Source organism: Microcoleus sp. Pol12B5 (assembly GCF_036701335.1).
Taxonomy (GTDB): Bacteria; Cyanobacteriota; Cyanobacteriia; order Cyanobacteriales; family Microcoleaceae; genus Microcoleus.
In genome coordinates this window covers 1-14,025 of record NZ_JAUBQQ010000002.1, presented here as the reverse complement: position 1 = coordinate 14,025, position 14,025 = coordinate 1, and the positions used below count along the sequence as shown (strand labels likewise).

The window sequence follows — 14,025 nt, the reverse complement described above, 5'->3', positions numbered from 1 at the left end:
AGGGTATCGGTTAAAAAACCAGGTTTCTTGATTTCTTTCCGTCCAAGCTCGATTTGTCAGTCTATATTTGGGCATAGATTTAAGGCGAACTAGATCGATCGGCTCGATCGGGAAAATAGGCAGTAGGTCTCAAGCGTTGTCGATCGACAACGCTTGAGAATTACAACAAGTATTTATGCCGGGTCGCGCAGGCGTGTGTCACAATTGTTTACAGTTTTGGCAATATCTAGTAGAAACTTTAAACTACCTATCAGTCATGGAACTGCTTTATCAATATGCTTGGCTGATTCCTGTCCTGCCACTGGCAGGCGCAATGCTAGTAGGTCTCGGCTTAATCACCTTTAACCAGGCAACCAACAAACTCCGACAAGCGAATGCGATATTAATCGTGTCCGCACTCGGAGGGTCAATGGTACTATCCTTCGCATTGCTGTGGAGTCAACTACAGGGCCACGCACCCTACACCCGCACTATTCAGTGGGCTTCTGCTGGCGACTTCTCGCTGAATATGGGCTATATCATCGACCCGCTGACGGCGGTGATGCTGGCGATCGTCACTACGGTCGCCTTTTTGGTGATGATTTACACCGACGGCTACATGGCTCACGATGACGGGTACGTGCGTTTTTACGCCTACCTGAGCATCTTCAGCGCCTCGATGTTGGGTCTGGTAATCAGCCCGAACATCGTTCAGATTTACATTTTCTGGGAACTCGTAGGTATGTGTTCGTACCTGCTAGTCGGATTTTGGTACGATCGCAAACCCGCTGCTGACGCTTGCCAAAAAGCTTTTGTCACCAACCGCGTCGGCGACTTCGGCCTACTGCTGGGCATCCTCGGCATTTACTGGGCCACCGGCAGCTTTGAATTTGAGGTGATGGGCGAACGCCTGCACTCCTTAGTCGAATCCGGCGCCCTCAGCGCGACTCTGGCGACAATCTTCGGCGTCCTCATATTTTTGGGGCCAGCCGCCAAATCCGCTCAATTCCCCCTCCACGTCTGGCTGCCAGACGCAATGGAAGGCCCGACACCGATTTCGGCCTTAATCCACGCCGCGACAATGGTAGCCGCCGGCGTATTCCTGATCGCTCGGATGTACCCGGTGTTTGAAGGGCTGCCGGCTGTCATGAATTTGATCGCTTGCACCGGCTGTTTTACGGCATTTATGGGTGCTTCGATCGCGATTACTCAAAATGACATCAAAAAAGGCTTAGCCTACTCCACCATCTCCCAACTCGGCTACATGGTGATGGCGATGGGCGTCGGCGCTTACAGTGCCGGACTTTTCCACTTGATGACTCACGCTTACTTCAAAGCAATGCTGTTCCTGTGTTCAGGTTCAGTGATTCACGGGATGGAAGCAGTTGTAGGCCACAACCCCGCACTCGCTCAAGATATGCGAGTCATGGGCGGCTTGCGGAAATATATGCCGATTACCGCTTCTTGCTTTTTAATCGGAAATTTGGCAATCTGCGGAATTCCGCCGTTTGCTGGTTTTTGGTCAAAAGACGAAATCCTCGCCAGCGCCTTCGCAGCAAATCCCGCTCTGTGGGCTGTTAGCTGGTTGACGGCCGGGATGACCGCGTTTTATATGTTCCGAATGTATTTCAGCACCTTTGAGGGCGAATTCCGGGGCAATAACAGCGCCATCAAGCGGCAACTCTTGCAACCCGGTGTTGTTTTTGGCCCGGGAGCGATGAACGTTAAGGAATTGGCATCAACTGGCGACAGTCACGATGAGCACGATCATTTGCCTCACGAATCTCCTCTGACAATGGCTCTGCCGTTAGTGTTGCTGGCAGTACCTTCTGTGTTTATCGGTTTTCTGGGTACGCCGTTTGCCAATTATTTCGAGCAGTTTGTTCGCGCTCCAGGCGAGTCTCTCGAAGAAGTTTTGGAACACGCTGCTGAGTTCAATTTGACGGAATTTCTAATCATGGGCGGAAGCTCTGTAGGTATTGCTTTGCTGGGCATTACTTTGGCTTCTCTGATGTATTTGAGCCGTAAAATTGACCCAAGTGCGATCGCCCAAAAAATCAAACCGCTTTACGAGTTCTCCCTGAACAAGTGGTATCTCGACGATATCAACGATTTTCTCTTTGTCAAAGGCAGTCGCCGTTTAGCGCGGCAAGTCATGGAAGTTGATTTGCGAGTCGTCGATGGTGTCGTCAACTTAACAGGGTTTATCACTCTAGTTAGCGGCGAAGGTTTGAAATACTTTGAGAGCGGTCGCGCTCAATTTTATGCCTTGATTGTGTTTGTCGCAGTTCTGGGTTTTGCGATCGTTTCGGGAGTCAGTTAAATCGGTAGGGACACGGCATTTAGTGTCAACTTAATGTCAAACCGACTGTATCTCTTGTTTGTCTCGAAGTCTAGATCCCCCCTAACCCCCCTTGATAAGGGGGGAACAAGAGTATTCTCTCAAAGTCCCCCTTCTTAAGGGGGATTTAGGGGGATATAAACTGGGCGAGCAACGAAAGATACAAAAGTTTTTAGGCTTAAGTTCACACGCTTTGGGCATGGCCGTATCCCCACTAGGAGATATTTTAAGAAATGGTATCAGCTCAATAACTCACAATTGACAATTAGCCAATAGAAGTAATCTTTGATTAAAATTAACTGTTGCGATCGGATAATTTATCCAAATAATAGCAAAAAAATTTGTGCCGTATAAAGAAAGTATAAAATTTAGGCTAAAATTGGCAAAATGTGTTTAAACCTAATAACTGATGGATCATTTTAAAACGCAATGGATACAGCTAACTTTCCCTGGTTAACAACAACAATTCTGTTTCCCATTGCTGCGTCCTTGCTGATTCCTTTAATTCCCGATAAGGATGGCAAGACGGTGCGGTGGTATGCCCTAATTGTCGGTTTGATCGATTTTGCCCTACTTGTTTACGCTTTTTACACTCAGTACGACTTCAGCAATCCAGATTTGCAACTGGTAGAAAGCTATACTTGGGTGCAGCAACTCGATTTAAATTGGTCTGTGGGTGCTGACGGTTTATCGATGCCGCTGATTTTGCTGACTGGTTTTATTACTACTCTGGCTACTTTAGCTGCTTGGCCGGTCACATTTAAACCGAAGCTATTTTACTTTTTGATGCTGACAATGTACGGCGGCCAAATCGCAGTTTTTGCCGTACAGGATATGTTGCTGTTTTTCCTAGTTTGGGAACTGGAATTAGTCCCGATTTACCTGATTTTGTCAATCTGGGGCGGCAAGAAGCGCCTCTACGCAGCAACTAAGTTTATCCTATACACCGCAGGCGGTTCGCTGTTTATTTTGCTGGGCGCGCTAACGATGGCGTTTTACGGCGATACGGTGACTTTCGATATGCGGGCGATCGCAGCTAAAGATTACGCCCCCACTGTAGAATTGCTCCTGTATACAGGTTTCTTAATAGCTTACGGCGTCAAACTGCCAATTTTTCCGCTGCACACTTGGCTCCCTGACGCTCACGGCGAAGCAACCGCACCCGCCCACATGTTGCTAGCAGGAATTCTGCTAAAAATGGGCGGCTATGCTTTACTGCGGATGAATGCGGGAATGCTCCCGGATGCTCACGCTGTCTTCGCACCCATCTTGGTAATTTTGGGTGTGGTTAACATTGTTTACGCCGCCTTAACTTCTTTTGCTCAGCGAAATTTGAAGCGGAAAATTGCTTATTCTTCGATTTCGCACATGGGGTTTGTGCTGATTGGGATAGCTTCGTTTACCGATTTGGGAATGAGCGGTGCAATGCTGCAAATGGTTTCCCACGGTTTAATTGGGGCGAGTTTGTTCTTCATGGTGGGTTGCACTTACGATCGTACTCATACGCTCATGCTGGACGAAATGGGCGGTGTAGGACAGAAAATGCGTAAGGTTTTTGCCATGTGGACTGCTTGTTCTATGGCTTCTTTGGCTTTGCCGGGAATGAGCGGTTTTGTAGCAGAATTGATGGTGTTTGTAGGTTTTGCAACGAGCGATGCTTACAATCCTGTGTTTAAGGTTTGTGTGGTATTTCTAGCTGCTGTCGGGGTGATTTTGACTCCGATTTATCTGCTGTCGATGCTGCGTGAAATCTTCTACGGGCCTGAAAATAAGGAATTGTCCGATCACGAAGAATTGGTGGATGCGGAACCGCGAGAAGTGTTTATTATTGCGGCTCTGTTAGTGCCGATTATTGGTATTGGTTTGTATCCGAAGATGCTGACTCAGGTTTACGATGCGACTACTGTACAGTTGACTGCAAGATTGCGGGATTCTGTGCCGTCGCTTGTGGCTAAGGCTGCTGCGGATAAAACTGTGTCTCTGCGTGCTCCGGCGATCGAGCCGAGTAAGTTGTGATTTAAACTGCATTTAGGAAGAAAACCCCCAAACTTGATTTTTAAAATGGTTTGGGGGTTTTCTATATACCGGATCGAAGTAAATCGATTAGATTGGGATTTTTAAACCGCAGATTTCAGCAGATAAACACAGATGAACGCTGATGTGATTTTCAGTATTGTCGTTCCTCAAAAAGCATAAAAGAGCTTGATAGGCTATGTTCAATGTTGCAACTGCAATATAATTAATAGTTGGGCCACATAAAAAGTTTTAGCCTAAGAGGGAGACGGAAAAATGAGTGACGACATACTTGGCTCGAAAGATGCGGTCGTGCTCTCAGCGGAAAGCATGAATAGCGATGATATCCGCGCGACGATCCAATCAAATATTGACTTTGTGAATGCACTATTTGAAGAGCTTCTGAATCTCTCAGAAATTTCTCACGACGCACTCCTCAGTTACTACGTTGATTATTACCTCGGGCAGGTGAATAATGGTGGTTTTGCTCAGTTTGTCTATAACACAAGGTGGCAGCCTGCGGTCATCGCGCTAGTTAAAGAAGGCCTTGGGCAAATCGGCGCGACACAACATACCGATCTTTTTGCAAAAGGAGAGGCGCTGGTTACAGCAGGAAAGACAAAGTTAGCATCGTTCTTTTCGAGTGGGTTATTCGGCGAAAATGCTGAGAGAGACAGGCTAAATGGCATCAATGAGGACTTTTATTCGATCGCACAAGAGGAGAGTCTCGAACGATTAAATGCTAACTGGTTAAAAGCGCGCCCCGGCCTGATTGTTGTAGCAGAAGATCGAATCCAACAGGAAGTCACTCGACGAGCATTGAGTATTTCCGATCGCGAGGCCCGGCTCGCCCAGGCCAGTGCTGCCGAGCCGAAATACATTAAACTGATACGAGCCTTGTGTGATGCAGCCGGCCATAAGCTTGAGCGCGTTACGGCAGGCGATACTATGAATGAGTACGGTGGCAAAAGAATAGTCGCTTGGCACTTTATTACTGACAATGGGCATCACTTTATGGTGGAGGCTGACGGGAAGGCAATGATGTTTTCTGGAAAGTCCGAGGAACAGATTGCGGAGCTGGTAGTGGTATAACTATGTAGCCAAATTAATAGTTAGGTTGATGCACTATCTTTTTTAGTCTTTACTCTTAATTGTTCTTATTTCTATACTTGCTAGAATAAAAGGGAATACTAACCAAACGGCAAAGCGTTATTGTTCGGCCAAGAGTGCGATATTTGTTAAGGGCGATCGAAGTGTTAGACCGCAACTACAGTATAATTAATAGTCATGCCATGTGAGTTATCTTTTCAGGCATAATTGTAAGGTTACTGGTGGGTAACGAAGATTTATGAGCGATTCAGAAGCATTTTCACCCAACTACATTACTGCACGAGAGCGATTTCGATCAGCATCTTCATCTTTGGGTTATCAGCACACAGCCTATCCAATTGATCAGGTGAGTCCAACTGGTGAAGAATTAACTATTGATGTGGCGATCGGTGGTTCTTCCAACCCACGACGATGTGTAGTCATTTCTAGTGGCTTGCATGGAGTAGAAGGCTTTTTGGGTTCGGCAATCCAACTTACCTTGTTAGAAAAGCACCAACTTCTCACATCGTTGTCACCTGATATTAAAGTTGTACTTATTCATGCTCTAAATCCTTATGGTTTTGCATGGCGAAGACGTTGGAATGAAAACAACATAGATTTAAACCGTAACTTTTTATTGTCTGAAGAAGTTTTTGAGGGCAGCCCAAAGGCTTATCCTAAATTCAATTCCTTTCTAAATCCCACTTCACCTCCATCACGCTTTGAACTTTATATCCTTCAAGCTATATGGCTGATATTGAGATATGGAATGACCAGTTTGAGAAACACTTTTCCTGTAGGGCAATACGATTTTCCAAAGGGACTTTTTTTTGGTGGCCATGCTGCATCCAAAACTCAAGAGATTCTAGCTAGCAATTTGTCCCAATGGATTGGTAATTCTTCAGAGGTACTGCATATTGATTTCCACACAGGTTTAGGACGTTCGGGAACATATAAGCTTTTGCTTGACGCATCTGCAACATCAGAATCTTGTTCAAGACTAGCTCAACGATTTGGAGCAGAAACAATAGAACCGAACAGTACAGAAGGTGTGTCATATCCCATTCGCGGTGGATTAAAAACTTGGTGCCAAGCTCTTCTACCAGAGTGTCGCTATGATTTACTAACCGCAGAATTTGGCACTTACTCAACGATTCAAGTCTTGAAGGCATTGCGGGCGGAGAATCGTGCTTACTGGTGGGGTAAGTCAGACCAGAGCTATGAATGGATAAAAGACCAGTTGGTAGAAATGTTTGCACCCATATCTCACAAGTGGCGAGAACAATGCTTAAGTCAAGGACTTGAGGTTTGTAAACGAGCCTTGATTGACTGAAAGGGTTATGACGGTAAGCGATCGCAATACCCAATACTTGAAAATTACCAGTAGGTCGATCGCCCTTCAATTCGGTATTGCGATCGCTCTCTGAGTTTCTAGCATTAAGTTTATTGGTGGGTGTTCTGCATCAAGTTGGATGGAGACATTTTTACACTTGGCAAATGGTGTTTTGTCGCGGAAAGCTGTGCAACCATTTCTGCACGAGACGAAACTTCAAGCTTGCGGAACATTCGCTTCAAAGCTTGCTTCACCGAATTCTCAGTAATCCAAAGTTCCCTGCCGATTTCTGCGTTGGTTCGCCCCAAAGCAACCAATTCGGCAATTTGCAATTCACGAGGCGTTATGCGTGAGGTCTTGAAAGGTTGGTGTTGAAATCGCACGGTTGCAGCCCAAACAGATAAATGCAAACAGATCGCACTCAAATCGGCTAGATTTTCTGTATCAAAGGCGGGCATTGACCGATCGCGGGTGCAACCTACTGCACCCACTAATTGACCGCGACTGACAATCGGCCCCGCCATCACGTGCCAATGATCGGGTCGGGGACAAATTATTGTCCAAACCTTGGGAGACGCCACCAATGCTTCATGGACAGGAGCATGGCGCTCCGCTAAATAACGCACAACAGGATTATGTTCGATCGATAGCCCAATTTGCAGTGTTTTCTGAAGCTTACTATCTAACAACGGCAGTCGATCGAAGAAAAAGATTCCCGATCGTTTAGCTGCAAAATACTCACCGATTTTGGGCACGACTTGCGATCGCAAATCTTGTTCGTCCTTTACCTGGTCGATCGCTTCAAATAAAAGCTGCAAGAGGCTTTTCATGGTCATGGTCTCAACCGATTTTAAATTTTAGATTTTAGATTTGACCCGACAGATAAATCCGGGGGCTTGTAACCAAATTGCTGGATTGTCAAAAAGAGTACCCGATCGAGGTCTAGAAGCATTGCAATACTTGAATTATATTACCCTTGTAATCTCCAAAGCAACTTGACATGACAACAAGTTCGGAAATCGATCGCGATCGCACTCCCATACGTTGGATACAGCTCGGCTTTTATGTGACTTCAATCATCTTTAATCTCTGCTTAATTGCTCAGTTATTAACGGTTGGAGTTGCCTACTTCAATAATCCTGCATGGTGGGATATTCATATTTGGCTAGTGCGAGGGTACAGTGGGCTGTCATTAGTATTACTGGGATGGTCGTTTATCGCCCCATTCTCACGCAGAATACGACATCTCGCCGCAAGTTTACCAGTCCTGTTTGGACTACAATTTGCCAGCATTCATCTCAAAACTCCTCTTCACCTAGAGATACTCCATCCTCTAATTGGATTTACGTTACTCTATTTTTCTTCAAGCCTTGTACATAGCATATCGCGCACTTTATCGCCCACCAACTATCAGAATAATCAAATTTTAGAGGTATAAATGACGCAAGATACAATTTTCAGTCCCTTCTTTGCAACAGTGTTTCTAACACTCTTAGTCTGGGTGTATATGTACATCCGCCGTATCAGTTTTATCACCAGTAGAAAGCTCGCCCCGAATGAACTTGCTGTACCGGGCGCACTGGCACAAATTTCACCACCAAGCGTATCCAATCCATCGGACAACCTAAAAAACCTGTTCGAGATGCCGATACTTTTCTATGCACTTGTTCTATATCTGTTCATCACAAAGCAGGTGGATACAGTGTATGTGAACGCGGCGTGGGTATTCGTTATGTTTCGCACATTGCATAGTGCTGTCCATTGCACATTCAATCTCATCATACTTCGGTTCTACCTCTACCTATTTGCCACGCTCGCGGTGTGGTTCATCGCGATCCGCGCAGCACTTATCCACTTTGGCATAATTGATTAACCTCGCTCAAATGAGCTAGAAGTTATCAACAGTCGCCGAACAATGAGCGTGCAGCGGAAAGCCCGCCCTGTTTATGCCTGTGTGTTCGGGGTCTTGCAGGGCGGTCTGCCACTGAATCGAGTAGTGAACTAGCGATCGCAATACCCAATACTTTAAAATTACAATTTGGTCGATCGCCCTTCCATTCGGTATTGCGATCGCTTTTTTAGTTTCTAGCCTGATTGTTGTTATACGGAGAGTGCGATATTTGTTAAGGGCGATCGGCCGGAGCAAGTGAGGTATCATATTTACAGTGTAACTGATAGCTATAATTTATAATTATGAACTTACTCCAGTTTAAAATCTTCATAAAGATGAATAGAATTAGAGGCGCAGAGAAGGAAGTGCACCCAGACTTTTTCAAGATGTCTATTCATCACTAGAACTGATCATTGTCTGTTTAGGACTACAGGAAATACCAATAACAACTACTCATCACGTTTTGCTTTGCAAAGCCAATTTTTGATAGTGCTGTCTAATAGGAATCTGAATGATGAACTCTGCTCCCTGACCGGGATGAGAAACACACTTCAACTGTCCACGGTGTTTTTCTACCACAATCTGGTAGCTGATTGACAGCCCCAGACCAGTACCCTTCCCTACGGGTTTCGTCGTGAAGAACGGGTCGAACAGCCGCCGATTCACTTCCTCTGTCATACCGGGGCCATTGTCGCAAATGCGAATCACAACAAATTGGGGAGCTTTGCGGCTCGGGTTGAGGTTGGGGGAATCCACCTCAGCCGAAGAAACTGTAGAGCTTTCCGCAAGGGCGGGATTGGAAATCGGGGATTTTTCTTCTTCCCCATACCCCACTGAGGTGCGAATTGCGATCGCCCGCGGCCCCCTTTGGTCATTGAGAGTGTCAATCGCATTCGCCAGTAAATTTACGAACACCTGGTTCAGTTGGCCCGCATAGCACTCCACCAGCGGCAGCGGGCCGTACTCTTTAATGATTTGAATAGCAGGCTGGTCTAATTTGGCTTGCAGTCGGTGCTGCAAAATCAGTAGGGTGTTATCGATGCCCTCATGGATATCGACCTGTTTCATTTCCGCTTCATCCAATCGCGAGAAGTTTCGCAGGGAGAGGACAATTTCGCGAATTCGGTCTGCCCCCACCTTCATCGAATCCAGCACTTTGGGTAAGTCTTCCATCAAGAAATCTAATTCGATTGCCTCAATATCCTCAACAATCGCTGCTGTGGGATGGGGGTATTGTTCTTGATAGAGTTTTACCAGTCCTAGTATGTCTTCACTGTATGTCCTGACGTGACTCAGGTTGCCATATATGAAGTTAATCGGGTTATTGATTTCGTGGGCCACCCCGGCCACCATCTGTCCCAGTGAGGACATTTTCTCAGTCTGAATTAGCTGGGTCTGGGTGCGCTTGAGTTCTTGGAAAGAAAGCTCTAGTTGTTCGGCTTGTTTTTTTAATTGCGCTTCTGATTGTCGCAGAGCTTGCTCTATCTGCACGCGATCGCCAATTTCCTGGCTCAGGAGCAGATTTTTTTCCTTTAATTCCTGCGTCCTATCTTCCACTTTATGTTCTAAAGTCCGGCTGTAATCTTCTAATTGCTCATTGGCTTGTTTCAGGCTGTCAGTCGCCTCAGACAAATTGGCATAGAGTCGAGCATTTTCCAGCGAAATCGCCGCTTGAGAACAGAGCACGGTTAAAACTTCTAGGCGATCGGGAGTAAACGCGCTCGTTGTCAGATTATTTTCCAAGTAAAGCAGACCAATGAGCTTTCCTTTATGGACAACCGGCATACATAAAATTGACTTCGGTTTGACGTTGACGATATAGCTATCCCTGGTAAAAATTCCCTCCCTGCTTGCATCATTTAAAACCAAATTTTCCTGAGTTCTAGCCACATAATTGAGGATAGAAAACGGCAATTTATGACTCGTTTCTATCGGTGTGGATTGAAGCACTACGACCTCATCATTATCGATGGTTGCCGTCCCTTCTACCACCAGTTGACCATCTTTTTCTAAAATCAAGTAGCTTTTTTCTGCCCCAGCATTCTCGATCGCAATTTTTAATAACTTAGAAAGCAGGCTTTCCAGAACAATTTCGCCCGAAATAGCTTGAGAAGATTTCATCACAGAGGCGAAATCCAGTGCGACAAAACTCCCAGTCGTCGTCGAACTGGTCGTCCGCGATACATCGAGGATCGGGGCTTCTGTGGTCAGTATTTGCGAGAAGAACTCAGGATATGTTTCAAATAAATTTTTTACTTTTGCCTTGGCTCCCCAGCGAATATAGCCATAGTAAGCATCGGTCAAATAAATTTCCGCTACCTTCTCTCGACCGCGAGAGAAATAAAACTCGGCTGCTCGTTCATTAGCGATGGCTTCTTCGTGAATGTATCCCTGTTCTCTGGCTCCTTGAATGCTGGCATCATAATACTCCATCGCTTTGCCAATTTCTCCCAATACCCGCGCTTTCTCGGCCTCCACTAACTCGTACTTGTGTTGATAATTCATCGGCCCATGTATAGCCCATTCCTGCATTTGTTTTTGATTTTTCGCTACTTGCTCCAAGGATTCTGCTTGTTCCCTGCTTGAAACATCAGGATATTGAGCAAGGAGGGCCAGAGAATAGTAGAAATTGTGTTCTGCACCACTCATCAGCGCCGGTGCACCTTCTTTATATTTTTCTGCTTCGCTGGCGCTTTTCACTGACTGAGCGTAATCTTTCAACAAGTAAAATCGAATCAATTTTGTCAGGTAAGCCACAAAAACAAACATATGTTTATTGTCGGCAATTGACTGTTGCAGGAGTTCATATTCATTCAAAACTTCGCCCTTGATCGTATATTGTTCTTCAGGGGCTGCGAGTAATTGTAATACCATTACTCTCCATAGTTTCAAATAAGGAATATGCGAATCTTGTTGAAGCTTTAGCAGTAAATCAAGATACTGCGCCTGCTTCTGATCCACAAACTCCAGCGGTTGACCTGTAAAAAATATATGATCGCAATAGTAAATACAACTATAACCCACATCGTCTAAATCTCCAGTTTCTAGACCACTTTTGATGCCTTCAATTAAGGGTGCTAAAGTTTCTTTTCCATGATCTTTCCAGTGTCTAATGTGAGCATTAAAAACTACATACAGGTAAGATTTCAGTTCTTTGGCATCAAATCGATCCAACAAATTTAAACCTAGTTGTCCAAAGCGATATCCCGCCTCAATTTCACCCAGATGCCCGCACAAAATCAGGCCATAAACCGCATACCCCGAAGCAGCTTGGGGTGAATTACCATATTGGATACACAGATGAATCATTGTAAATGGAACTTGTGGCAATAAGGCAGGAGCCACATGAAAACAAAGAGGAGCGGATTTCAATAATATCCCCATCGCCACCCGCTTATTGAGATCCGTCATTTCGGGTAGAGAAGCTAACACCTCTGTATTCATCTCTTGTGGAGGTTCGGGACAAAGGGAGACGCCCAGCAGACCCAGAACTTGCAGGGCAATATCGAACGCGACTTGCATCTGGTTTTGCTGGGAATAAAACTGCATTTGGATTTCATAAATTTTGGCTTTTTCGAGCAGAGTTTTTGCGTGTTTGAGAGCCTCCTCGGAAAGAATTTTTGCTCGCTCGAAGTTGATGTTTAGAAATTCCACCGCCGCCGCTTCCGCATACAGAGGGAACGTCAGGTCATACTGATTTTCCCAGCTATCTTCTCTGAGGAGTTCTAGCCCCACCCGTAGTTGTCGGGCGGCAGTTTCATAAGCTGTTGCGGCCTTAGCTTTTTTGCCTGCTATCAAATTTAATCGGGCTAGACGCTCTTTTTTTGCCTGATGGGTGATGAAGCCAGCCCCAACATTTAACTGATTGACAATCTCAAAGATATTTTCTTCAATCTCCTCTGCTGGAGTATGCTCCAATATCAGTTCACCAATTTTTAAGTGGGTCTGTTGTTTCTGAGATTCGGGAATAAGAGAATACGCCGCTTGCTGCACCCGGTCATGGAGAAAATTGTAAGCGATAGGCGCGTGATGACTGTAAGGCAAAGATCCCGGTGAGGATGATACCAGAGGAGAATCTGGAGCTATTCTCTCCTTTACTTCCCTGCTCATTTCATCGGAGGTAAAAACGAGAGGAATTTTGTAGGCTTCGCTCAGGGGCAAAACCAAGCCAGCCTGAAGTGCTTCCCACAAATGGGCCGCCGTTTCCGACTGAGATTTTTCATTGACAATAGCCAGAACGTCTAAATTAAATTTGTCTCCAATACAGGCGGCTAATTTTAAGACATCCTGCGTCTCCTCCGGGAGTTTTTGAATATTTCTGGCAATCAGTTCGACGACATTATAATCCGTGATGCCTACCGCTTGAATTTGGTTCAATGACCAATGCCAGAACCCAGCACTGAAATCAAAGGTCAATAGCTTTTCTTGATGCAGAGTAGCGAACATCTGAGTCAAGAAGAAAGGATTGCCCTGGGTTTTATTGAAAAGTAGCTCGGACAATTCAGAAACCCGGTTTCTCAGAGCGGAAGACTCCTTGAGGGTATCTGCTACCAACAAGCTGACGTTGCCAAGATCCAAAGGACGGAGGGTGATATTATTTACAACCGCCCCATTCTTTTGAATCTCATCCAACGTCAGCATCAACGGATGCGTCGGACTGACTTCGTTATCTCGATAAGCTCCCATCAGCAGTAAATATTGGCTGTCCGGGTCACAAATAAGCAGATGAATCAACTTGAGTGATGCCGAATCTGCCCACTGTAAGTCATCCAAAAAGACGACGAGCGGGTGTGAGGGTTTAGTAAATACATGAATGAATTCTTTAAACACGCGATTAAAGCGATTCTGGGATTCAGATGGCCCTAATTGCGGAACAGCTTCTTGATATCCCACAATCAGTTCGACTTCGGGAATGACATCTACTATGACTTGGCCATTGGACCCTAAAGCTTCTAAAAGTTGCTGTTTCCAAATCGCTAGTTTTTCCGAACTTTCTGTTAACAGATGCCGCATCAAGCCGGCGAAAGCTTGAATCAAAGAAGCATAAGGAATATTTCGCTTTAATTGGTCAAATTTACCGGAGATAAAATAGCCACGCTGCCGGAGAATGGGTTTTTGAACTTCATTCACTAAAGAAGATTTGCCAATCCCTGAGTAACCGCTCACTAGCATCATTTCGCTGTTGCCGCCGGAGACTCGCTCAAAGGCTTCCATCAAAGTAGCTACTTCTTGTTCGCGGCCATAGAGTTTTTGCGGGATGATAAATTGTCCAAATTTATCTTTCTTACCGATTGAGAAGTTGCCAATTTTCCCATGGGTTTGCAGTTGATGACGGCACATTTCTAGGTCAGCTTTTAGCCCCAGGGCGCTTTGGTATCT

At 45.5% G+C, this 14,025-nt stretch carries 9 protein-coding genes; 6 read left to right on the top strand and 3 right to left on the bottom strand.

The window, feature by feature from the left end; translation table 11 throughout:
• Positions 1-256 precede the first annotated feature (256 nt).
• From QUA24_RS01425 to QUA24_RS01410, 4 genes are all read left to right on the top strand, one after another.
• Positions 257-2,302 (top strand): NAD(P)H-quinone oxidoreductase subunit 5, encoded by a 2,046-nt coding sequence (locus tag QUA24_RS01425; protein WP_333226888.1) that lies wholly within the window; start codon positions 257-259, stop codon positions 2,300-2,302.
• 447 nt (positions 2,303-2,749) lie between these two features.
• Entirely contained in the window at positions 2,750-4,336 is a 1,587-nt protein-coding gene (gene ndhD1 / locus QUA24_RS01420) for a photosynthetic/respiratory NAD(P)H-quinone oxidoreductase subunit D1 (RefSeq protein WP_445242578.1), read from the top strand.
• 273 nt (positions 4,337-4,609) lie between these two features.
• The gene (locus QUA24_RS01415; protein ID WP_333226627.1) at positions 4,610-5,425 is read left to right on the top strand and encodes a DMP19 family protein; all 816 of its coding nucleotides are present in this window, start codon (positions 4,610-4,612) and stop codon (positions 5,423-5,425) included.
• Positions 5,426-5,681: 256 nt separating this feature from the next.
• The gene (locus QUA24_RS01410; protein ID WP_333226625.1) at positions 5,682-6,755 is read left to right on the top strand and encodes a M14 family metallopeptidase; all 1,074 of its coding nucleotides are present in this window, start codon (positions 5,682-5,684) and stop codon (positions 6,753-6,755) included.
• Positions 6,756-6,865: 110 nt separating this feature from the next.
• Here QUA24_RS01410 and QUA24_RS01405 read toward each other — a convergent pair whose 3' ends face one another.
• Complete coding sequence (locus QUA24_RS01405; protein WP_333226623.1) at positions 6,866-7,585, bottom strand: LuxR C-terminal-related transcriptional regulator; 720 nt, start codon at positions 7,583-7,585, stop codon at positions 6,866-6,868.
• A gap of 170 nt (positions 7,586-7,755) precedes the next feature.
• Between QUA24_RS01405 and QUA24_RS01400 the strand changes: the two genes are divergently transcribed.
• Together QUA24_RS01400 and QUA24_RS01395 are read left to right on the top strand one after the other, a co-directional pair.
• Complete coding sequence (locus QUA24_RS01400) at positions 7,756-8,193, top strand: DUF6220 domain-containing protein (RefSeq protein ID WP_333226621.1); 438 nt, start codon at positions 7,756-7,758, stop codon at positions 8,191-8,193.
• A complete protein-coding gene (locus QUA24_RS01395; protein WP_333226619.1) occupies positions 8,194-8,628 on the top strand; it encodes an MAPEG family protein in 435 nt (144 codons plus the stop codon).
• Between the two features lie 15 nt (positions 8,629-8,643).
• Here QUA24_RS01395 and QUA24_RS01390 read toward each other — a convergent pair whose 3' ends face one another.
• Together QUA24_RS01390 and QUA24_RS01385 are read right to left on the bottom strand one after the other, a co-directional pair.
• Positions 8,644-8,913, bottom strand: a complete 270-nt coding sequence (locus QUA24_RS01390) for a hypothetical protein (RefSeq protein ID WP_333226617.1) — start codon at positions 8,911-8,913, stop codon at positions 8,644-8,646.
• A gap of 189 nt (positions 8,914-9,102) precedes the next feature.
• Positions 9,103-14,025 (bottom strand): trifunctional serine/threonine-protein kinase/ATP-binding protein/sensor histidine kinase (locus tag QUA24_RS01385; RefSeq protein ID WP_445242577.1); only part of this gene is annotated, 4,923 nt, incomplete at its 5' end.

What these genes read in the sequence shown, in the direction of transcription:
- QUA24_RS01425 (WP_333226888.1), top strand. Translation starts at nt 257, where the DNA reads ATGGAACTGCTTTATCAATATGCTTGGCTGATTCCTGTCCTGCCACTG.
- ndhD1 (WP_445242578.1), top strand. Translation starts at nt 2,750, where the DNA reads ATGGATACAGCTAACTTTCCCTGGTTAACAACAACAATTCTGTTTCCC.
- QUA24_RS01415 (WP_333226627.1), top strand. Translation starts at nt 4,610, where the DNA reads ATGAGTGACGACATACTTGGCTCGAAAGATGCGGTCGTGCTCTCAGCG.
- QUA24_RS01410 (WP_333226625.1), top strand. Translation starts at nt 5,682, where the DNA reads ATGAGCGATTCAGAAGCATTTTCACCCAACTACATTACTGCACGAGAG.
- QUA24_RS01405 (WP_333226623.1), bottom strand. Translation starts at nt 7,585, where the DNA reads ATGAAAAGCCTCTTGCAGCTTTTATTTGAAGCGATCGACCAGGTAAAG.
- QUA24_RS01400 (WP_333226621.1), top strand. Translation starts at nt 7,756, where the DNA reads ATGACAACAAGTTCGGAAATCGATCGCGATCGCACTCCCATACGTTGG.
- QUA24_RS01395 (WP_333226619.1), top strand. Translation starts at nt 8,194, where the DNA reads ATGACGCAAGATACAATTTTCAGTCCCTTCTTTGCAACAGTGTTTCTA.
- QUA24_RS01390 (WP_333226617.1), bottom strand. Translation starts at nt 8,913, where the DNA reads ATGATACCTCACTTGCTCCGGCCGATCGCCCTTAACAAATATCGCACT.